The organism is Bacillus sp. FSL H8-0545, from assembly GCF_038006105.1.
In the GTDB taxonomy this organism is placed as follows: Bacteria; Bacillota; Bacilli; order Bacillales; family Bacillaceae_G; genus Bacillus_A; species Bacillus_A cereus_U.
Genome location: NZ_JBBOUO010000002.1, coordinates 125961 through 147993 on the forward strand (window position 1 = coordinate 125961; position 22033 = coordinate 147993).

Here is a 22033-nt window from a genome sequence, read left to right on the forward strand (position 1 = left end):
AGGAGGTTTTTTACTTTATGAAAAGAAAATATGTATGGTTTATAGGTGGTTTGATAATTGTATTGGGGATTTTATGGTCATTGTTCCGACCAGAGAAATTATTTATTGATAAGCACGTGAATGAAGCATTGCCACAAACAGAGGTACAATCAACTGAAGCAAAGCAACAAAGTGATCGAGTAATAAGTGAAGGACAGTTTCAAAACGGTGTCCATGAAACAACTGGAACGGCAAAAATTCATCAATTAGCGGATGGAAAACGTGTTTTGCGACTTTCTGATTTTACAACATCTAATGGACCAGATGTACGAGTTGTATTAGTTCCTACAAACCATTTGAAAAATAATGAAGACGTGAAAAACTATCAGTATATTGAATTAGGAAAATTAAAGGGAAATAAAGGAGACCAAAACTACGAAATTCCTGAAGGGATAGATGTAAGTGTATATGGTTCGGTTTCTGTTTGGTGTAAAAGATTTAATGAAAACTTTGGTGCGGTTTATTTTAATAATTAAATATGAACTTAAAATTTTCCTCTTACTCAAAGGGGAGATTCATATGGGATATGGTGGTAGTTGCAGCGGAGGTTGTGGATTTGGTGGCGGATTCGCATTACTGGTTGTGCTCTTTATCTTATTAATCATAGTTGGATCTAGCTGCAGCGAATTTAGTTGTTAAGAAGGGCACTCATAAGAGTGTCTTTTTTATATTTCTCAATTTTTGTATATTTTGGAGTTACTGGACGTTTACGGAGAGATTATATTTGTGCACAAATATTTTTAAGAGTATTCCAGGAAAACTTTGATTTATCAAGAAAAATTAATTTTAAAATGCATTATATACAGAAGCCACTTGAGGGGAGGAATATTAAATTACAAAACATATCATATAGTAAGGGAGAGAGGTTAGTAAAAGTTGAACGACACGATGGTCATTACATTTTCAATTAGGAAGGAAAGAACATGACATCTCTATCTCGTTTTGTCCGACATTTCCACCGTTTGCAGTGGAAATTGACTTTATTTTATGTTTTAACAACCATTGGTGTACTATTGATACTTGAAGTGATGGGATTTCTTATATCACTTAGTTTAGTGAAATATAATGCGGACCGAATGTTTGAACAACAGATAAGTATACAAGCGCAAAATATATCTTCTAACTTTAACGGACCATTTATTAATCAAAATCAACTGAAGAAAGCATTAGATGATTGGCCCATTGAAGTAGGAACTAAATTTGATGGATTTTCTGCGGTCATTGATTCTAATCGGAATTTACTTGCAAGTGCTGGAGAGGATGTTCCCCAGTTTATTGATTTTAAATCAGAATTTCCTTCGAAAGTTTCTCGGCATATATATACAGCGTTGTCACTGAAACCATCTGAAGCGTGTAAATTTAAAACATATAGTTACTATAAGGATGAGATTTTATATATTGTTGCTCCATTAGCAAATGAGAAGGATGTTCGTGGGGTATTAGTGGTTAAAGCAGAAAACATACATTTTTCTCTCATTGATTTTTGGGAGGCTACTTTTCAATTTTTTGGATTTAGTATGTTGGCTTTCTTTATTGGTGCAGCAATTGTTGGTATTACTTTTGGAATTATTACGTCTCGAAGTCTCGTTCGTCGTATCCGAAAAATATTAAATTCTACAGATAAATGGAGTCATGGAGACTTCACAACATTTGTACAAGATCCTTCAAAGGATGAATTGGGGCAGTTGGCACGTAAGCTGAATCAGATGGCGAAACAACTACGTACTTTGTTTAAAGTCCGTCAAGATTTAGCAACACTAGAGGAACGCAATCGATTAGCTCGTGAGCTACATGATAGTATTAAGCAGCAACTATTTGCTACATCAATCTGGCTGAACACTAGCAAATCCCTTATCGGAAAAGACGAAGACAACGCTAAAGAGCATTTGTTAAAAGCAGAGAATGTGTTACATCAAACCCGGCGCGAGTTAAGTGCATTGATTCAGGAATTACGTCCTGTTGCACTTGAGGGGAAGGATTTAGCATATGCATTAAAGGATTATACGGCGAGGTGGCAAGAACAAACTAGTATCATAGTTAATTTGGAGATAAATGGACAGCGACAAGTATCACCCATTATTGAAGAGACATTCTTTCGCATCACACAGGAGGCACTGAATAATGTTGCACGCCACAGTCAGGCAAATATGGTGATGATTTATCTAGAGTGTGAAGAAGTTGTAACTCTTTCTATTTATGATAATGGTTGCGGGTTTGATATTCAAAGGATAGATCGGCAAGGAGTAGGTCTGTCTTCTATGCGTGAACGGATTCATATGTTAAAGGGCTATATTGATATCCAAAGTGAGATGGAGAAAGGTGTGAAAATTACTGTTCAGTGTAAGCAACCAGACATTCAAGAAGGTAACAAGCCGAATGTCAATTGCAATTCAGAAGAGGTGATAGATAATGGGGAAGGAAGATCTGATTTCGATTTTAATTGTTGATGATCATGCCATTGTAAGACAAGGATTGAATGCTCTATTCACAATTCAACCTGATTTTCATGTAGTTGGAGAAGCAGAAGATGGCGAAAAGGCTACGGCTCTAGCTACTGAACTTGTGCCAGATATCGTACTAATGGATTTAGTGATGCCAGGTATTAATGGTGTAGAGGCGATTCGAAGAGTTAAGCAAGTTAGTCCTCGTTCTCAAGTGATTGTGTTGACTTCGTATCATGAGGATGAATATATTTTTCCAGCATTACGTGCTGGTGCAATATCATATGTACTTAAAGACATTGAGCCTAATCAATTGGTTGAAACTGTAAGGAGAGGCGTACAAGGTGAATCAATTATGCATCCACGGGTTGCTGCACGGGTGGTTAATGAGATTCGTGCTACGAAACAGGCATCTCCTAATCCATTTTCTGAGCTAAGTGAACGAGAATTAGAAGTATTAAGGTTGATTGCTAGAGGGCTTACGAATGCTGAAATTGCTGAAGGGCTTTTCATTAGTGAAAAGACAGTTAAAGGTCATGTTAGTAACATTCTAAGTAAGCTGCATATGCTTGATCGGACGAAAGCTGCTGTTTTTGCTTGGGAACAAGGGTTTATGCGTCCGAATCAGAAAAAAATTATTAATATAGATTAGAAGATTTTTTGTGCCAATTCCATTATGCGGAATTGGTATTTTTATTTTTCAATATTTCCAGGTTGTTACCTTACAAATATGATTATGGAATTTCTACACTAAACGAATCCACAGAACTGTTTATAAACAGTTCTGTGGATTCGTTTCAAATTAGCTTTCTTATCATAATATGAACTTATTCATCAATATACACTGGGGAGTTGAAGAATATGGTTTTTAAGTTAAATCATATACGACGGCCGAAAGATCACGATTCACAAGGTACATTGAAAGACAGGGTGGAAAAGCGGAATTTTTTACTATCAAATTGGTATCGGTGGATTACCTATATAACTGCAGTTTGGTCCATATCTTACGGGTTTATGGGAGCTTATTGGGCTTTAGGAGGCGTAGGATTCCCTTTTGGTGAAAATGATCCCAGAGGGTTTATGATGGGATCATTTTTAGCAAATATACAATCAGATGTGGGAGGAGTAACAATCGCTTGCATCGGGTGGCTTGGATCAATCATTGCATTGGCTACAATCCGAATGTGGGGAGAAATAATTCCACGTGCAATCCTGCTCATTTTCGCATGGATAATGTGTATCACACTAGTGTTTGTGATTCCCGATGTCCGGGTATTACAGAATTTCGCTTATTCATTCATGCTACATTTTCAACTAATCGATTGGCCTGTAATAAATCAACTTCTATGTATGGTAGGAGGATTTTTATGGGGAGCGACAGCATTGGCTTATCAGCGGCGGAGCCGGGGAGCATGTGTGAATTGTGGGCGACAAAAAGAGACTCAAGATATATCAATTTCCGGAAATAGATTTGGGAAATATGCGACCTATATTGCTATCGTTATGGCACTTCCTTATGCGATTGTCCGTTTAGCGTGGGCTGCAGGGATTCCATTGGGAATGAGTAATACGGCAGCAATGTCAATTAGTAGCCAGTCACTTTCAGAACGTATGACAGAGGCTGTTCTTGGTGGATTACCTATATGCGGTGCCATTTTGACATTGGGACTTATCCAAAAATGGGGAGAGAAATTTCCTCATTGGTTCTATTATTTGGGTGGAAAACGTGTTCCTATTTGGTTCGCGGTGATACCAGCAACATGTGCATCTGTTCTCCTTATTCTTGCAGGATTAAAAATAAGTCCGATTATCATTTCAAAAATATTGGACGGTTCCATCAATACTGGAAATTGGGGAGAATTAGGGCCTTCACTATTTTGGCTTCCATGGGGAATAGCATTAGGGCTAGCGACTATTTCTTACTGTCAAAGGAGGCGAGGGCAGTGTAAATATTGTAAAAGGTTCTAGCATTATCACTTTCTAAAAAAAGGAGTTGTTCTTTCGCGATGTCAAATACTGAGAAGAAAAGCGAAAACGGAATTCATATTTTTAGATGGTTATCATTATGGCCCAAATGGATTGGTTATACGGCGGTTGTTTGGTCGTTGATGTATTTGATATTAGGTCAGTATTGGGCGTTGGGAGGAAAGGGGTTTCCATTTGGAATAGGGGATCCACAATCTGAATACTCAATGCTAGCTGGTTTGAGGCCTGAGACTGGTGCACCTATAATGGTTGGCTTTGGATTAATTGGGATCATTGTAGCTGTCATGATGATTCGTGGCTGGGGCAAGGGCCTGTTACGAATAGTATTACTCATATTTGTGTATATGTTAGTAACGATTCTATTATTTGCAGTTATTGACTACCGTGTTTTAGCGTCTGCAGCATATGGATTTATCTTTTTGATTGGAGCGCCATTTGATTTTCCGCATGGAGTGAAATTTTTTGAACAGATGATGTATTGGACGATTATAAATCAATATATTAGTATGCTAGGAGCATTTCTATGGAGTGCGACTGCTTTAGTCTATCAACGTCAAACACGAAATGCTTGTCCGTATTGTGGCCGAAATAGTAATCCCTCTAAATGGACATCACAATCCTCGGCAGCATCTTGGGGGAAATGGTGCACTTACATTGCCATAATAATTCCTATCTGTTATTCCATAACAAGATGGTGTTGGGCGCTAGGCATTCCACTGGGAACTACCAAAGAATTACTTGATTCCTTTGAACGTGATTCACCCGGAATTTGGTTAATGGGCGCATCTTTAGCTACCGTAGCGCTCGGAGGGGCAATTCTTACGCTGGGACTTATTCAGCCCTGGGGAGAAATTTTCCCGCGTTGGTTTCCATTTATTGCTGGTAGGCGTGTACCTCTGTCATTAGCAATTATTCCTGCTTCACTGGTTTCCATTATGGTTACTTCAGCAGGTTTGATGTACATCCGGGGGTTTATTAATAAAGGGGGTCTAGATCATAGGGGATGGGCATTGGAAGGTCCAGAGTTATTATGGCCAATTTGGGGAGTGGCTCTGTTTGGTGCTACGATTGCTTACTATTATCGGAGGCGTGGTACGTGTAAATATTGCCAACAGGTTATAAAGTGAAACTTTAATCAGTACGGGAGCGTACTGATTGCGAATAGTAGGATAAATAATGTGTTACAGGAAAACAAAACTCTTTTATAACTTATTTTTGAAGGAGCAGATACTCTTTTCTTTTTATCGACTCGTGAAGAAGTATGAAAATCAGAATTTATAATTTAAAATTCAGCTTAAAGCAATTGCAATAAGCACTTTGAATAGTAATCTTTAGTAAATAAAAAAAGAGAAGAACTCACCAATGTCCTTCTCTTTTTTTATATGTAATTAGGGTTTCCATAACTATAGATATGGATAGAGTAAATTAATGGATGAATAATTTACTCTTAAAATTATAACAGACCCAATAAAGATTTTTATATGTAATATTGCATAAGGAGGGTTAATCTTTAAACTACAATAATTTATGTCAATAAAAAGGAGCCACTGGTGAAATGATGAGTAACGCCTTTTCATATGGCGAGTTTGTTTCATAGTTAATCCTTATATTTTATACCATTCGCCAATCGTGTAAGGTTAAGGGAGATGACAGAAGAAAGGAAGATCTACAAATGAGCGTAGTAAAAAATGGAACATTGCAAGTACCTGGAGCAAACATCTATTATGAGGTACGAGGTGCAGGTCCACTCCTTCTTTTAATCCATGGTGGAGGTGGTGATGCTGATAAGTTTCATAATGTCGCCAATCATCTTGCTGACCGGTATACTGTTGTTACTTACGATCGACGTGGCCATTCTCGTAGCAATCTCGCTAATCGAACTGAGGATTATCAAGTAGAGACACACAGTGATGATGCTCACCGCCTACTAGCTAAACTGACCGATGAACCAGCGTACGTATTTGGAAGTAGCTCTGGTGCTGTCATCGGACTTGATTTATGCATACGACATCCAGAACAGATTCGGATGATTATCCCACACGAACCGGTTTTATTGCAGTTTTTATATGACAATGAGCTTGTACAGGCAAAACAATTCTTGGAATATCTTAAGGAGAATCATCGAAATGAGGTTATAAAGTTACTATCAATTTCAGAAGTGGATACTAACAATTGTGGCCACTCGAAGAATGGGAAAACAGAGCGTCTTTTAAGTAATTCAACGTACTTTGTTGAGCATGAAATTCCGGGGATAATAAACTATTCGCTAGCCATTGATGCATTGAAGGCTAGATTAAAATCTTCACCTATGCAAGTGCTTCCAGCTGGCGGAAGTGCCTCACGAGAATTTTTTGCTTACCGGTGTTCGGCCGTACTAACAGAACTATTGGGAACAAAGTTTGTGGAGTTTCCTGGGCATCATGGGGCCTACAATTCAGAGCTTCATCAAGAGTTTGCTGAAAAACTACACAATATTTTGAAGGCCGAAAATACTTAACATGAATGCCTTAAATAACATCATTTGGTGTGGGATTTTCCTTCTTGGAGTAAATATCAAGACAAAGATATTAACACTGAACTAAACCTAAGAGTCGAAGCTAATCGTCTCTTAAACGTAGGAATTATGGGGATAGTATAATGAAAGAGAGTCCGATAAAATCTGTACTTATTCATCTCCCACTTTAGGGTGAATTTGCAGGTAAGTGGGAGTAGTTCAATCGATTCTGAATAAAATTGATAGTATCAGTCGCAATTTTTTTACGTTTAAGAACAATCCCAGCATGTCCGCATGTATAAATATATCGCGTAGGTCTTTCCCAGGATTTCCACAAGTAGTCCGTGTCCTCAGAATGTACGTATAGATCGTGCTTACCTGAAATTAATAAAATATTTTCTTTTTTTACTTTTGGTAATGCTTGACTCGGTTCAGTGATTTTCCAATAATCTATTAAATCATCATAAGTTACACCATGGTGTTCCAAGTCTTCTTTAATAAATTTACCTGGATTTGTCTTCCAAATAGAATAAGAAAGTCGATTCGCGTAGAAAATGGATGCTAATACATCAATCTCTGGTTCAACAAGAGCTGTTAGGTTAGTAATAAACCCACCTAAACTGATTCCTATTAGAATCAGGGGACCTTTTTTATTTGCTTTAATCCATTTGATCAAAGTTCGTAAATCAGCTACCGCTTGTCTAGTTGCTTGTACAGTTCGTTCAATATGGGCACTTACCATGTATTCTCCACTGAAAAGGGATTGTTCAGGTTCTCTTTCAAAATGATAGGGTAGAGTGAAATAATACATATTCCAGCTCAAGCTGTTCATATGGTCGTGAAATATTTTTTTTACACGTTCGTTAGAATCCATTCGCCAACCATGAACAAAGATGACATGAGGTGTATCTTCATTTTTATGTAAGTATACTTCTCCAGTTACAGAGTCGTTGCGTGAATCACCAGATTGAACTGAACTTTTATATTTGAAGTGTCCAACTAAGTATTCCTTTTCCTGTTGTGAATGCTTCATGTCAAAATGAATGTCATATGGTGTTACTTTATAAAAGGAATCTATGTCCTTTACACTTAGTGAGGTGTTAGAAAGAGAAGCATACTGAAACTCTGCACTTCTTTTTTTATGCAAATCATACAAGGCGTATCGATCAATGAGTTTTGAAAAAATCAAATTAGCTTCCTCCAACATACATATGGTTTAAAACATGGGCAAAATTCATGTTTTATTTATTCTGTAAATTAATTACAAAATACTAAAAGGATTATTCATCATGACTAGTCTAAATGGATTTCTAGAAGAAAACCAATGTATAAAATATTCTTTTTTCCTATTAATAGGTGCTTGAATTATAAAACTAGGTGATAAATTTGGATATTATAAAGCTAACAATACAATAAAACCATAAATAATTTATACTGAAATCTAAAAAGCAAGTTAATATTCTTATTAATATAAGAGAACATTAACTTGCCTTTAACTTTAAGAATAACCAAAATGCTTAAGTTGATGGATATGTGGTGCTACTCCATTAGAGAAGATATGTAAGCTATTATTAATTCTAAATTAATTCAAACTAACAGATGCTTCTAGTTAACTCTTAGTTCTTCCATATTATTTTCCCTTTTAGATAAATTTAAGTAGAAGTGCGATATTGTTGTAGTGTAATATGGATTAATCCAAAGGTATGGGATATTTAGTGTAAATATTCCTACCAAAGAACCTAAAATAAACCATCCGATAAAACTCAACCATGTTATGAATAAATCTAATTTATGTCCTTGCATCATTTCTTTACTTTTTTTAATCGCTTCACTTGCTGTATATTCTGGATTTTCTATTAAAATATAGTACGCCATAGAATAAGAGAAAAATTTTATAATACCTGGAACAATTAATAATAAACTCCACAAAAGGATAAGTATAGTCTGCAAGATACCTAACTTCAAAGATCTAAATAAATTATTTTTCTTAAATCCTTCAAATAAATCACTAATTGTAGTAGATTCTTTTTTTGCTAAACGCAAAGTGAAATTATTATAGCCGTAACCCATAATGCTTTGTGTAGCAATATAAATAATAAATATAATAGCCCACATAATTACAGTAGCAAGTCCTAGAAAAAAGACGGCTGATGAGTCAGCTATTGCTTCTCCTGTTACCGAGTACTCTACAAAACTATCGGGATCTATCATTCCAATAATTAAGCTAAACAGCATAAATATTAAACATCCAATTATAAACATACCAATTGCAGGAATTCCATAATAAAGAAGCGTTACTCCTACTCCTAATCCCCAATTGCCCCTTATTGAAGATAAGGCTTCTTTTTTTAAGTCACTGATCATGTTAGTCCAACCCCTCAATTTTTTATCACATTAAATGTGAGTTTTTTATGACAAATAGAATGATAACATTTTTTAGAAAAAATAACATTATCTACATCTGTGGAATTTAATTTAAAATATCCGTAAAAGGTAATGAAAAACTACTTAAAAAACGTTACCTTTATATAAAGATATATCTTAAGTTGATTGATATGTGGCTGTACCTCTTAATGAAAATGATTAAGTCATGCTATTTTTTTTAAAATAGTTAAGAGAAAGGTTACTTACTGTTCAAACAATATTGAACTAAACAATAAGGCATACGTAGTATGTTTTTTTTGTTTAGTTAATAAAATTAAGATCATTTGTAAAAAATATTAAATTTATAATTACGCATAAAAAAAGAATTCCTTAAGATTCTGAAATTCTTTTTCTTGTTTAAAGTTTGCTCACACAAATGATCTGCACAGCAATTCATCTTTGATATACGGATCATTTGTATGAAAAGTTATTCCTAATAATTGTGTAATAATGAACTTACATTCCTGCTTTTAAAGGTTCTGTTACAAATTTTAAAATTACCATTGCGATTTCCATTTCCATATTATTTCCTCCTCTACTTATGTGTTAAGATGTGATGCAGCTTTATGCTTTCATAATGGTAAGCGTTTATATTGATATCAATACATTTCTATATGCAATATTGCATCTTAAAACCAACTTTTATACTGTTATAATGAAAGAGAAAAATTCTACAGCATTTTTCGAAATACTAAACAACAATTGAAAACGAAATTTCTCGTAAATAAAAAAGGAAGAGAATTATAAAAATTCTCTTCCTTTTTTATTTCTTCATAGATTTAGTGATATAGGAGATATGTCCGGATTACATTTCAACTACATAATTCTTCCGATCACCCAAATAAAAGGAATCAAAAATACTACCACATTTAATATTATCCCGATTTTCGCTCTAATATTTTTATCTACTTGATAGGAAAAAATAGCTAGGAAAAATCCAATTGGACAAAGAAATACAGGTAAAAATATAGAGACTCCAAAAAATTCAGTTAAAATAAATTTGTATGCAACATTAACAATGGACAAAATCAATAAAACCGGTATTAAAATCGATATAATTGTACCTATTCTATTTTTTTTAATCATAATATCCTCTTTTTGGGTTAAATAAAATATATTGCCCGATAGATTATAAAGGAAAAAACACTGTCATTAAGCTAGTGTTTTTTCCTTGTTGATAAGAAGCTTATAAAGAATAAATTATTGCTGGTAAGATAAATATAAATAATACATAGTTATATATTTTTGCTGTGCCATTCATTATTTTCACTACATTACTTCATAATCCAATTGTACAAAGACTGAATATCACCATTGTGAATCCTTTAAAATTAATTGATTATCATTAATATGTAAATGTTATATTTTAAATAATTTAAATAAAATTACAATAATTTCATGTAAATTATTTTCGTATCAAAGGGTACACCTTTTGATATGGTGTGATTTCTATGAAAAACAATGTGTCAAAAAGTTTGAGATAACATATTGAAGAAGGAATACCGCCATATGCCCATCAGCCTAGCAAAAAAGCTTGCCCAAAAATGATATAAACGAACTTTGTTATTATAAAAGACATAAAACAATAAACACGTACTTCATATTTATTTTTGTTGTGGACGATAAAAAGCATCTACCAATTGATTATACTCGCTTCTTGTAATTTCTTTATTATACAGTTTAATTAATAACTCCTTATGCGCTTTCGAAAACGCCATTTTATCAATAAATTTTGGATACATACAATCATTTTCTCCCCGTCTGATAAATTATTCTGTTGAATTTCGTCTATTTCCCCTGAATATTTTTAAAAATAAACCTACAATGTTTTATGAAATATTACATATCGAAATGATTGGATATTTTATAAGCACTTACTATTATGAAAATGACAACAACCCTTTATTTCTCCTATGAGGAGGGGGAATCAAAAATATAAAACCATCATATTTAAAGTTTAATCTACATGAATCGACATGAAAAGATTTTTTTAGACGAAATAATACATAATTTCATGTAATAGTACATATCCAAATAAAGTAAAAATGCATTTAAGGTACCATTATATTACAATGAAGGACTTTGAAACTATTTTACTGAAATGAGTATGATGAACTTTAAAGTATTAATGAAGATGATGACGTTGACTTTGTTTTACGATAGAAAAGTTAAGCGCCTATAATGGGTGCTTTGTTCTTTATTATATATAAATTGATGAATGAATAATAATCTATTAAAATTAAACAAAAATGTATATGAAAAATTGTAGGTGAGAAACTTTGGATTTAATTCGAAAATTAACTCGTATTTATGGCTTAGGGATTTGCTGTGGGTTGTGGAGTAAAGCCGAAGTAATTCAATGGTGTGATAAATTGATTGAAGCAAGTGACAGTCCGCCATATGAAATAATTGAGATATCCTTAATGTCTAAAGCAAAGATAGATGATATTGAAGGGAAGTTATTTGAGTTTAGTAGCACAGTTGATGAAGAATACACTGTTAAATTAACTCTTTCCGTCATTCATAAAAAACTAAAAAAACAAGAACTGACGATTGAAGAATCAATTAAATGTACCACTAGACTTTTAGTTAACAGGGGATTGTATTGGGAAGCTAAATATTTTGATTTATATAGTCTGGATGATAGCTATGACTTAGCTAAAGATGGTGTTCATTTTGATTTAGGCGAGGTTATTAATACATATATTGAAACGTTAGACGTTTACAGTAAGTATTTTAGGGGATTTGAAAAGCTGTATTTTAAAGTAATGAAAAATGAGTGGGTTAGATAACAAAAATTGAAGAAACATTATTTAGTAACAAGAAGGCTTGTCCGTAATCATATTAATAATGTGATGTGTAGTGATTACAAAGAAAAGAAGTGCGTTTCGCGCTTCTTTTTGAGGTCTCGCCAACAAAACGTGGATTTTATACGCTAAGGATATACAGGATTTCATGCAGGCTACGAGAACGGTTTGAACTGCCAAATGCTGTTGTGACAGGGCTGTATGAAATCTTGCATACAGCGGAAGGAACGGAAGGCTGACAAACTATTGGTATGAATGGCTTTCTAGGATTTGGTTACTGCTGATAATGATGCTTTATGTTAACCTAACGTGTATAGGATATACACTGTTCCTTCTTCAACTAAAGTGGCAGGTTAGTTGAAGAAGGAATTTCTCTAAACTTGGAAGAATTTATATTCAAAAATATGTTAAGGAGCTTGTGAATTATATGGAATCCATTAGCAAAAGCGAAGTGAAGCTACGAGATATCACAGAGGAAGATCTTCCTATCTTTTTCGAACAACAACTAGATTCAACGGCGAACTATATGGCTGCCTTTACAGCTAAAGACCCCACTGATAAGGACGCATTTTTTGACCATTGGAAAAAAATTATCGCTGACGAGACTATCACAATTAAGACTATATTATTCAATGGCATTGTCACTGGACACGTCTCGAACTTTGAACAGTTCGGCGAACCCGAAGTAAGCTACTGGATTGGGAAGGAATATTGGGGTCATGGTATTGCAACTAAAGCGTTGTCAGAGTTTCTGGAGTATATTAAGGTACGCCCGCTCTATGCTCGTGCCGCTAAAGATAACCTCGCCTCCATTAGGGTATTGGAAAAATGCAGGTTTAAAATCATCTCTGAAGATAAGGGTTTTTCCAACGCAAGAGGCAAGGATGTTGAAGAATTTATTTTGAAGCTCGAACCTTATGATAGGTAATTTAATACCGTAATACGATTGGAGCGGTTCTTGATTAAGAAACCTTCTGTTGTTTAACTAACGGGTGCTTTAATTGAGCAAGAAACTAAAAACTTTTAACTTCCGCTTTCGATAATTATGTAAATGAGCTGTCCATATGGGCAGCTTATTGTATTTTTTGCTTAGCGTGGGTTTTTTCCAAAATGCTGGCGGTACCCCATTAAGGAATTCACTAAAGGTCAAGATCGACTACAAGAGATTTTTAAATATAATCGTTATATTGATGAAAGAGGGGATTAATGTGGCATTGATAGTTCCGAAATGCGTCTACTGTAAGGAAGATATTAAAAAGGACGAACAAGCATTAGTAATCGTACCCTATCCTAAGAGAAAAGGATTCACAGATCAGGAAGTCCAGTTAGAGAAATTTTCCCAGGCAGATAGATTTTTTAAATGGAATACAATAATGCAACGACTCTTAAGTGACGACATTGAAATTTATTTTGTAGGAAGTTCTAGACTTGTGAAACAGTGGGAAAAGCTGTTTGTTGGATGTTATTATTACCAGCATATGAAGAAGAGCATCTAACTCAAAATAGAATAAAAAAACCTGTACGGGGAGGCACAGGTGTCAAATAAGGGATATTTCGTTATGTAATTCATATTTTATCAGAGCTTCATTGAGAATGATAGTAAAGAAGGTTGAATATTCAGTTAATTTTGTTGAGAAATAAAAACGTACCATTGGGAGACAGAACGTTTTAGAGAAGCAAATAAAAAAATCATCTACATTAATTCTACCATACTGGTTCTCTCTATAAAAGGAACCCTAAGACTAGTGGTATAACAATATATTGGATTGTTTAATGATTGCTGTTTTTTTGCTAGGCAAACGGGCCATATTCTGGAGTTAAAAGTAGATAGTTCAACTTGGAATTGTAAGTTAACTAATTGCTACTGTATTATCAAATAAGGTTATAAGGATAAAAAATTTAAGTTTAATAGGAGAGGAATTTAATGAATAAAGAAATAGGAAGGAATGATGTAATGTTCGCAGGTTATAGAAGAGTGGAGCTTTTTGATGAACAATTAGATATAACATTTCCTATGTTTGTTATGTATCCAACAATTACTCCTGAAAAGTTAGAAAAAATTGGACCTTATCATTTGAATGTTTCGAGTAATGCTGTACCCCAAGAAGGTGTGTTTCGATTGGTCTTAATATCTCATGGTACTGGTGGTTCACCATTAGTTTATCGAACGATTGCTCGTCACTTGGCTCGTAACGGATTTGTTGTGGGAATGCTTGAGCATCCATACAATAATCGAAACGACAATACATTGGAAGGTACAATCGATAATCTAACTATTAGGCCAAAACATATTTCTATGGCGATTGATTGGTTCTTTAATAGTGAAGATTTTACAAAGTTTTTAAAACCTGATTCTGTTTCAGTTATCGGACATTCTATGGGAGGGTACACAGCATTGGCGGCATCAGGAGGAATACCATCCTCTTTCCCTTATGAGTCTTCTGATGAGAAATCTCATCTTATCAATGTTACACCTGATTACAGAATAAAATCGTTAGTTCTTTTAGCGCCAGCTTCAGTTTGGTTTAAAACAAAAGGGGCTTTGGAAGGCATAAACATCCCCATTTTAATGCTTGTTGGGGAGAAAGATCAATTTACACCTTATTTTCATGCAGAAATTATATTTAACGGGATAACTGACAATACTAAAATCCAACATAGAATAGTTGAGAATGCAGGCCATTTTTCTTTTCTTAGCCCATTTCCAAAAGAAATGATGAATGCATCTTTTCTTCCATCACAAGATCCACCTGGCTTTAATCGAGAATATTTTCATCATGAACTAAATGAAGAGATTACAGAATTCTTATTAAAGAATATATAATAACAAGAGACATTTGATAAAGATTAGGACTCTGCATATGTGAAATAAGAAGAGGATCTTCCCAAGTATGGTAGACCCTCTATTTTTATTTTTGCATCAACAACATCCATAAATTTAAGAGTAATCCTGTTATAAAAAGCATCTGTACATAACATAGAACAATTCAATGGATCAATATTAGTCACGGTCATGTAGTTATTGAGACTCCCACGACTGAAGTCGCAAGCCCTAATCCTTACGGATTAACTGGTGGGATTCTTGAATGACTAAGCGTTCGCAGTCCATTTCTGTTTTGAACAGCCTTCAAGATGAGGGCATCTCATTGCCCCTCCTAAACCAGACCATATAGGTGCTTAGGCTGATTGAATGTTACCATCAATCACAGTTGCGTAGCGAATATTCATCGCCCCAACGATATCACGATGTTTCTCAAACCCACATATACAATTGTATTTTCTGTCTTGTGCCTTGTTCTTTTCAGAACATTTTGGACAGGTTTGACTTGTATAAGCAGGGTTCACATATTCGATCTTAATACCAACTAATGTCGCTTTGTACTCGATAAATTGTGCTAAACGATAAAATGACCAAGTATGTAGATTTTTTTCGTTTTTACGGCTTGTTCTTGCCGTCTGTCTAATATTCGTTAGTTGTTCTAATCGAATGACAGAAATATTATTATATATTGCAAAATCAATAATTTTACGACTTACTTTGTGATCTTCGTTTTTCATCCATCTTTGTTCTTTATCATTATTTTGGCGAATAGCATTCAATTGCTTACCTTCTCCTAACTGCTTGCGGACACTACGAAACTTACGTTTCATATATTTATTTCGTCTTCCGTTTCCGAAGAAACGAACCTTGTCACCGTCTGTTACTGCAACAGCGGGAACTTTTAGCCCTAAATCGACACCCATTATCTTTGTTCCTGTCTTTTCGGTTGTAGGAATTGTAATAGATATTTGAGCAATCCATTTGTGAGATTTTTTTGTGATGCGGAGTGTACCTAACTTGTGTTTTAACAAATTATAGTTACGATTATTCTTATCTACTAATAAAGCACGTATTTTCAAACGAGTTGATTTTCCATTCACCATAAATGGAATCGAGATGTGTGTGAAGTTAAATGAATAATTTTGGTTATTCCATACGCAAATGGGTTTCTTTAAAATCGGAATGATTTTGTATTTACTTTTTTTCACCTTTGTAGAAAACACACTTTTCGCATCTTTAATCGCTTGATTCTTAACCGCACTTGGTAGGTTAGCGAGAACATCTTTTGTACTTTTCTTAGTGCTTTTCTTTAACTCAACCATTTCAGATACAAGTTCATTAATGACTCTGATATATTCGTGGCTACTTTGTTCCAATAAACAGATTTGTTCTTTTGTTGGAAGCAATTTAACTTGAACTGTTATGGTTTGCGACATAAGTTTCACCCCCGTGTTTTTTGATTTTCAACATAATGTTTTATTGTCTCACTTGATACATTTCCAGCAGTAGAAACAAAATAGGAACGTGTCCATAGACTTGGCAAGTGCATAAGGTGAGGAAATTCTTCCCTCAAACGCTTTGATGTCACCCCTTTAATTTTTGCCATTGTATCGGCGGGACTAAGTGTTGGCATTGTATTTAAAAACAAGTGAACGTGGTCTGTATCACATTCCATTGCGATAATAACAATATCCAGTCCGTTACATATTTCTCGAACCAACATTTTGAAACGTTCTTCTACTTTTGTGTTTAGAAAAATCTTTCTTCTGTATCGTGGACAAAACACAAAATGATAGTTAATGAATGATACGGTTGTTTTAGTTCTTCTATAATCATTTATCATGGTTATACTGTATCAGTTTATTTATTTAACTGCAACAAAAAGGATGAAAAATAAAAGATACCAACACTTTGGATATTTAAAGTACCAAAAACCTTTCGATTTTTAATGGTACTCCGTATCCAACTTCACTATCATCCCATGCCTAAAGGCGATGGGCTTTCTCGTTCGGAAATGGCTGTAAGGAGGATAGAATGAATCCGTTTTGATCAATCTTTTTTCAAAACGGGTTCTATTAATTTAACGTAAAATATGGGTTTGCGAGGTATTTTTGATCAAACTTTATTATAAAGATACAATTAGGAGTGTTGGTTATGGCTCATGCAAAAGATGTTTTATCGGATCAGTTGTTGGCAAATGCTAATGATCCAAGTTGGTACCTACCATTTTCAGATTCAGTAGAAAGATTGTCTGAGGAACATGCATTTTGGACGCCAAACGAAGAAAGTAATAGTATTGCTGAAATTGTGCAGCATCTACTATATTGGAATCAAACATGGCAAACAAGGTACCAAAAATCTCACGTTGATGCTGTGCCTTCAATAGGGAATAATAATAACAGCTTTATTATTCCTGAAAATCATACTTTTGCTGCCTTAAAAAAACAACTATTAGAGGTGCTTTTACGTTGGCAAGAGTTATTATCTGAAGAAAAAGTTGAGAGAGAGGTTAATGGTTATCCTGGACACGTGAAATGGTGGGCAATACTTGGAAATGTGTCAACTCATAACGCATATCATATTGGCCAGATCATTTATATCCGGAAGTTGCAAAATAGATGCAGGAGTAGATGAATAAATAAAAGTTGTACTAGTACTACTTGAACTAAAGGTTGCAATAGTTTAAGATCTAGCTGTCATTATGGCAGCTTTTCTTATTGTACAACGTGAAGGATAGTGAAAATTACAAAGTTTTAAGGACAGATTTAAACCTCACATAAATCTGTCCTTATAGGGCAAAATATGTAAGGTATTGTGCTGGAAAGCACTTGCCTATTCTAAATAAGGAGTGAGATGAATGGCTGATAAAAACGAACGTAACCGTGTCGATAATGATGCTGGCGAAGCGGTAGGAACTGGTGTCGGTGCTGTCGCTGGAGCTGCTTTGGGTTCTGTTCTTGGTCCACTTGGTACCGTTGCAGGAGCTGTTGCAGGAGGAGCGATGGGTAACAAAGTCGGCGAAGGTGCCGATGAGGCTAATGACAGTGTTGCGAACCGAGAAGATTAGGCTTTAACCAAAGTGACACTGAATGAATTGGATTCCCAAAAAGGGAGTCCTTTTTTTATTAAGTTAATTCAGCTTTTTTAGGTAAATTCCCAGTAAGATTGTGAATCAATTCACTTAAAGTAACGGGTGCGTTAGTTCAACAAGCTATAATCAGCAATCATAATCATTTTCTTGATCTTCCGCAATCGGGCGCTTTAATGGAGGAAAGATCACAAAAATGATCAAACTTTTTTTATGAAAGATAAATAGTCAATCTCAAAAGTGGAGCATATCACCTTTTTTCAAAATGGATTCTTTTTCTTTATCGTAAAATATGGGTTTGTGAGGTATTTTTAATCAAACTTTATTTCAAAGCTACAATTATCCTCGAGACAACCTTCATAAATTTCCGTAAGTAAGATAGACCGTGAACTACCCGCCACTTAACTTCCTAACGGACCGTTTGAAGTGGGGGCTTCTCGGTTAGTCGTTACTTTTGATAGCTAACGAATTCGTCTTAAGACAGCCGAGCTAACTCCCTTGTTCCAAAGGTTATTTTATTGCTATTTATGCTAACGCTAATAGACGTATTGCTTCATTTTTGATATTGATAGCTGCGTTATAATCTCTATCGAGATTTACACCGCATATACAAGAATATACTCGTTCAGACAATGACATATTTTTTACATTTCCACAACTGCTACATGTTTTTGTGGAAGGAAACCATTTGTCTATTTTCATAAGTTGTTTTCCTTGTTCGTATAGTTTATAAGCTAAAAAAGAAGTGAAGATTCCCCACCCATTATCAGCGACACTTTTTCCAAAATGAAGTGCTTGCGACATTCCTTTCATGTTTAGGTCTTCAATAGCTACAACATCAAAATTAGTAGCCAACTGTTTAGACTCATGATGAAGGAAATTCTTACGTTGGTTAGCTACTTTCTCATGTAACTTAGCTACACGAATACGTTGTTTATTCCAACGCTCAGAACCTTTATTGCGTCTTGCTAATACTCGTTGTGCCTTTGCTAATCGGTCTAACATGTTACGATAGAACTTAGGATAATTGGCTTTCTCACCCTTAGAACTAACATATAATCCATCCATCGCAAAGTCTAATCCAACAACTGTTTCTACTTCTTTTTGTACAATCTCTTTTTCGTATTCAGTCAAGATGGACACATAGTATTTACCGGTAGGTGTCATGGAGATCGTACATGACTTGATCATATAGTCTTGTGGTATTTCTCTATGCTGTTTGATACGTACCATTTTCAGTTTTGGTAATTTGATATGACCATTTAGCAACATAATATTTCCGTTTACTACATTCGTTGTATAAGACTTTCTGTCTTTTTTACTTTTGTATGTTGGAAAGTCATTTTGACCACTAAAGAAATTCTTATAGGCAGTTTGCAAGTTTAGTTGAGCATTTGCCAAAGCTAATGAATCAACTTCTTTTAACCACTCAAATTCTGCTTTGTATTTCGCAGGAGTTGGAAGCTTTTGTTTCTTTAGTTGTTCCTTGTCACCTTTGTATTTTTCGTACGCTTCTTTCCGTTCTGCTAACATTCTGTTATACACGAAACGTACACAACCGAAGGTTTTACGCATAAGATATGCTTGTTCTTCTGTTGGATACAAACGAAATTTATATGCTTTATTATGCTTTGTCATATCATTTCACCTCACTTTTTACCTTGATTTTCAATATACTTCATTACCACGTCTATTGGTGAACCACCAGTAGTTAGTAAGCAAAAACTTCTTGACCAAAACATCTCTTTCCAAAGTTTCTTTTTTACTTGTGGAAAATCTCTTTTAATGAGTCGAGAGCTTGCACTCTTATAAGCATTGATGAATTTTGTCATTAAAAAGCAAAGCCTTTTGGCTACGCCAAACCGAAATGCATCTCCCATCTACCGCTGGGCTACGCCCTTCACGCACTTGAGGAAGGAGAATTCTTTCGAGGAATTCGTTAAAAAAAATAGATAGTAAATAAGTCTAGATTCACTGATAAAAAGGATCAAAAGGGGAGGGGATTATTTTTATGGAACGATAGAGCATTTCAGATACTGTCACACATTCATAATCGTTTCTGTATAAATATCTCATGATACTTTCTAATGCTTCAACTGTCTGAGATGTCTGAGAAAATTCGCTGCCATTCCAATCATGGAGTAGAATGATATTGCCAGGCTTCACACCTTTTGTTATATATTTAGAAATTTTGCTAGCTGCTGGATTTCTCCAATCTTGAGGATCTTGATGCCATGACCATAGAATAACAAGTTTTCCATTCTGTATAGCTGTATTAATAATTAAATCATTGTGAAGGCCTCCAACTGGACGATAGAGAGTTGGTTTATAGCCAGTGATTTGCTTGATAATTTTATCCGTTTGATCTAATTCTGCTGTTAATTTAGCGGTAGTAATATTTCTGTCATATATATGATTATAAGTATGATTAGCAATTTCGTGTCCTTCTTTTACTTGCCTTTTTAAAATAGCAGGAAATCTTTTAACTTTATTACCTGCTACGAAAAAGGTTGCTTTCGCATTGTATTTAGCTAAAATATCAAGTATTTGAGGGGTAAAAACAGGATGAGGCCCATCATCAAATGTTATTGCAACTATTTTTTCCTTTGTATTTACTTCCCAAATTACCTTCCCTGTTTTTTCATACGCCTTACGACTATCTGTAAAAGCATATATGGCTATTGGTGTGGAACAAAAAGAAATGATTAGAAAAAAGAGGAATATCCAAATTTTTTTCACGAATAATACACTCCTATGAGATACAAGTAAGTTTAGTTTATGGAGTTCTTATCAAATTATTTAATAAGAAATAAAAAAGTAGCTTACGCAGATGTTTACAAAAAGTTATGAGGGAAAACAACGTTCTCAATTTCTTCTTGAACTAACAAAGTAGAGTAGTGAACTACTCGCCACTTAGCAAGGCTTGAAGTGGGAGCTTCTCAGTTCCACGATGAAAGCAACCGGAGTGACTAGAAAAGTAGATGATTTAGGGCGTGTGGTAATTCCAAAGGAACTTAGAAATACGCTAGGTATTAAAGAAAAATCACCATTAGAGATCTTTGTAGAAGGTGAAGACATTGTTTTACAGAAATATCAGCCCGGTGGTGTTTGTGCATTAACAGGAGAGGTATCAAATCGTAACATATCATTAGCAAACGGTAAGATAACATTAAGTCCAGAAGGTGCAGAACTATTAATAAAAGAAGTAGAACAGTACCTTGTAAAATAAGTGGCTCCTTTCAAGGGACTTTTATTAAAATTAATATAGTAATTTCATGTATCGTAATATTTAAAGAAATATTTACCAAAAATAGAATCAATTCCATTCCATTCCTTTTTGTAAAAATTTAGTTAGTTTATATTTTCGTATCGGTTTTAGAAAAACAAAAGCTAGCAGAATTTATCGAATTCTCTGAACGGAAATTGCATGAGAAACATATGTGAAAAGGAAAAAATAATAAACAGGCTAGTTAGTCCATTATAAGGGCTAACTGGCCTGTTCATTTACTAAAGTGAACCTTGATAAATGAAATAAATCTCGGCTGCCCCCCACTAATCACTCTCACCTGAATACACTTTTAAGTGTTCCATTGCTATGGATATGGCATGTTTTTCTGTATCAATTAACGATAACCCCTGCTTAATAGGAGCCCAATACTCATATCCGTAATCCTCAAACCACGCAAAAACTTCTGTAGTGTAAAAACCATCATTTCGTTTGATAACTTGAACTTTGTATCCTTTGCTTGTGGAAACAATCTCTTTAATGATTTCTTCCATTGTCTATCTCCCTCTACCTTATATCCAGATTGTACCACATCAAGAATATAGATGATGAAAGGTATTTTGATTGCATAAGGTATTCATATTAAGTTTACATAAAACCTCATTATCAGCATCAATATATCTAGAAACAAAAAAATCCCTTCAATT

General features: G+C 34.6%; 22 protein-coding genes and 2 pseudogenes. 14 read left to right on the forward strand and 10 right to left on the reverse strand.

Features of this window, described 5'->3' with window-relative positions:
* Positions 1–17: 17 nt before the first annotated feature.
* From MHI07_RS26605 to MHI07_RS26635, 7 genes are all read left to right on the forward strand, one after another.
* A complete protein-coding gene (locus tag MHI07_RS26605) occupies positions 18–515 on the forward strand; it encodes a DM13 domain-containing protein (RefSeq protein ID WP_097905109.1) in 498 nt (165 codons plus the stop codon).
* Between the two features lie 43 nt (positions 516–558).
* On the forward strand, positions 559–678 hold the full coding sequence (locus tag MHI07_RS26610; RefSeq protein WP_215582665.1) for a YjcZ family sporulation protein: 120 nt from the start codon (positions 559–561) through the stop codon (positions 676–678).
* 284 nt (positions 679–962) lie between these two features.
* Positions 963–2486, forward strand: a complete 1524-nt coding sequence (locus tag MHI07_RS26615; protein ID WP_340826986.1) for a sensor histidine kinase — start codon at positions 963–965, stop codon at positions 2484–2486.
* Positions 2449–3132, forward strand: coding sequence for a response regulator (locus tag MHI07_RS26620; RefSeq protein ID WP_215582667.1), 684 nt, complete (start codon positions 2449–2451; stop codon positions 3130–3132). The genes MHI07_RS26615 and MHI07_RS26620 overlap by 38 nt, the downstream gene beginning before the upstream one ends.
* A gap of 209 nt (positions 3133–3341) precedes the next feature.
* Positions 3342–4448 (forward strand): hypothetical protein, encoded by a 1107-nt coding sequence (locus tag MHI07_RS26625; RefSeq protein ID WP_215582668.1) that lies wholly within the window; start codon positions 3342–3344, stop codon positions 4446–4448.
* Positions 4449–4486: 38 nt separating this feature from the next.
* Positions 4487–5593: a hypothetical protein gene (locus tag MHI07_RS26630; protein WP_340826987.1), complete on the forward strand. Its 1107-nt coding sequence runs from the start codon at positions 4487–4489 to the stop codon at positions 5591–5593.
* Positions 5594–6138: 545 nt separating this feature from the next.
* The gene (locus tag MHI07_RS26635; protein WP_340826988.1) at positions 6139–6963 is read left to right on the forward strand and encodes an alpha/beta fold hydrolase; all 825 of its coding nucleotides are present in this window, start codon (positions 6139–6141) and stop codon (positions 6961–6963) included.
* Between the two features lie 184 nt (positions 6964–7147).
* On the opposite strand, the gene MHI07_RS26640 is transcribed toward MHI07_RS26635, so the two are convergent.
* From MHI07_RS26640 to MHI07_RS26650, 3 genes are all read right to left on the reverse strand, one after another.
* On the reverse strand, positions 7148–8164 hold the full coding sequence (locus MHI07_RS26640) for an alpha/beta hydrolase (protein ID WP_340826989.1): 1017 nt from the start codon (positions 8162–8164) through the stop codon (positions 7148–7150).
* A gap of 401 nt (positions 8165–8565) precedes the next feature.
* Positions 8566–9324: a DUF975 family protein gene (locus MHI07_RS26645; RefSeq protein ID WP_070142950.1), complete on the reverse strand. Its 759-nt coding sequence runs from the start codon at positions 9322–9324 to the stop codon at positions 8566–8568.
* Between the two features lie 876 nt (positions 9325–10200).
* A complete protein-coding gene (locus tag MHI07_RS26650) occupies positions 10201–10470 on the reverse strand; it encodes a hypothetical protein (RefSeq protein WP_215582673.1) in 270 nt (89 codons plus the stop codon).
* Positions 10471–11663: 1193 nt separating this feature from the next.
* Between MHI07_RS26650 and MHI07_RS26655 the strand changes: the two genes are divergently transcribed.
* The 4 genes from MHI07_RS26655 to MHI07_RS26670 all read left to right on the forward strand — a co-directional run bounded on the left by MHI07_RS26655 (position 11664) and on the right by MHI07_RS26670 (position 15015).
* A complete protein-coding gene (locus MHI07_RS26655) occupies positions 11664–12176 on the forward strand; it encodes a protein kinase (RefSeq protein ID WP_340826991.1) in 513 nt (170 codons plus the stop codon).
* Between the two features lie 442 nt (positions 12177–12618).
* Positions 12619–13119 carry a GNAT family N-acetyltransferase gene (locus MHI07_RS26660; protein ID WP_154709164.1) on the forward strand — a complete coding sequence of 167 codons (501 nt, stop codon included), beginning with the start codon at positions 12619–12621 and terminating at the stop codon, positions 13117–13119.
* 136 nt (positions 13120–13255) lie between these two features.
* Positions 13256–13687: a hypothetical protein gene (locus MHI07_RS29445; protein WP_445661762.1), complete on the forward strand. Its 432-nt coding sequence runs from the start codon at positions 13256–13258 to the stop codon at positions 13685–13687.
* Positions 13688–14115: 428 nt separating this feature from the next.
* The gene (locus MHI07_RS26670; protein WP_340826992.1) at positions 14116–15015 is read left to right on the forward strand and encodes an alpha/beta hydrolase family protein; all 900 of its coding nucleotides are present in this window, start codon (positions 14116–14118) and stop codon (positions 15013–15015) included.
* Positions 15016–15038: 23 nt separating this feature from the next.
* Here MHI07_RS26670 and MHI07_RS26675 read toward each other — a convergent pair.
* From MHI07_RS26675 to tnpA (MHI07_RS26685), 3 genes and pseudogenes are all read right to left on the reverse strand, one after another.
* Positions 15039–15218, reverse strand: a pseudogene (locus MHI07_RS26675) (hypothetical protein); the annotation flags it as partial.
* Positions 15219–15368: 150 nt separating this feature from the next.
* Entirely contained in the window at positions 15369–16448 is a 1080-nt protein-coding gene (locus MHI07_RS26680; RefSeq protein WP_340826993.1) for an RNA-guided endonuclease InsQ/TnpB family protein, read from the reverse strand.
* 5 nt (positions 16449–16453) lie between these two features.
* The gene (tnpA, locus tag MHI07_RS26685) at positions 16454–16855 is read right to left on the reverse strand and encodes an IS200/IS605 family transposase (RefSeq protein ID WP_340826994.1); all 402 of its coding nucleotides are present in this window, start codon (positions 16853–16855) and stop codon (positions 16454–16456) included.
* Positions 16856–17166: 311 nt separating this feature from the next.
* Here tnpA (MHI07_RS26685) and MHI07_RS26690 point away from each other — a divergent pair, with 311 nt between their 5' ends.
* Both MHI07_RS26690 and MHI07_RS26695 read left to right on the forward strand, forming a co-directional pair.
* A complete protein-coding gene (locus tag MHI07_RS26690; protein ID WP_215598474.1) occupies positions 17167–17646 on the forward strand; it encodes a DinB family protein in 480 nt (159 codons plus the stop codon).
* Between the two features lie 223 nt (positions 17647–17869).
* Complete coding sequence (locus tag MHI07_RS26695) at positions 17870–18079, forward strand: glycine zipper domain-containing protein (protein WP_000764044.1); 210 nt, start codon at positions 17870–17872, stop codon at positions 18077–18079.
* 546 nt (positions 18080–18625) lie between these two features.
* Here MHI07_RS26695 and MHI07_RS26700 read toward each other — a convergent pair.
* From MHI07_RS26700 to MHI07_RS26710, 3 genes and pseudogenes are all read right to left on the reverse strand, one after another.
* Entirely contained in the window at positions 18626–19738 is a 1113-nt protein-coding gene (locus MHI07_RS26700; protein WP_340826995.1) for an RNA-guided endonuclease TnpB family protein, read from the reverse strand.
* 11 nt (positions 19739–19749) lie between these two features.
* Positions 19750–19932: pseudogene (gene tnpA / locus MHI07_RS26705) on the reverse strand (IS200/IS605 family transposase); the annotation flags it as partial.
* A 139-nt stretch (positions 19933–20071) separates the two neighbouring features.
* Positions 20072–20839: a polysaccharide deacetylase family protein gene (locus MHI07_RS26710; protein WP_340826996.1), complete on the reverse strand. Its 768-nt coding sequence runs from the start codon at positions 20837–20839 to the stop codon at positions 20072–20074.
* Between the two features lie 211 nt (positions 20840–21050).
* On the opposite strand from MHI07_RS26710, the gene MHI07_RS26715 reads away from it, so the two are divergent.
* Positions 21051–21329, forward strand: coding sequence for an AbrB/MazE/SpoVT family DNA-binding domain-containing protein (locus tag MHI07_RS26715; RefSeq protein ID WP_000648339.1), 279 nt, complete (start codon positions 21051–21053; stop codon positions 21327–21329).
* 323 nt (positions 21330–21652) lie between these two features.
* Here the strand turns inward: MHI07_RS26715 and MHI07_RS26720 are convergent, their stop codons facing one another.
* Positions 21653–21880 carry a hypothetical protein gene (locus tag MHI07_RS26720; RefSeq protein ID WP_070139016.1) on the reverse strand — a complete coding sequence of 76 codons (228 nt, stop codon included), beginning with the start codon at positions 21878–21880 and terminating at the stop codon, positions 21653–21655.
* Between the last annotated feature and the right edge of the window lie 153 nt (positions 21881–22033).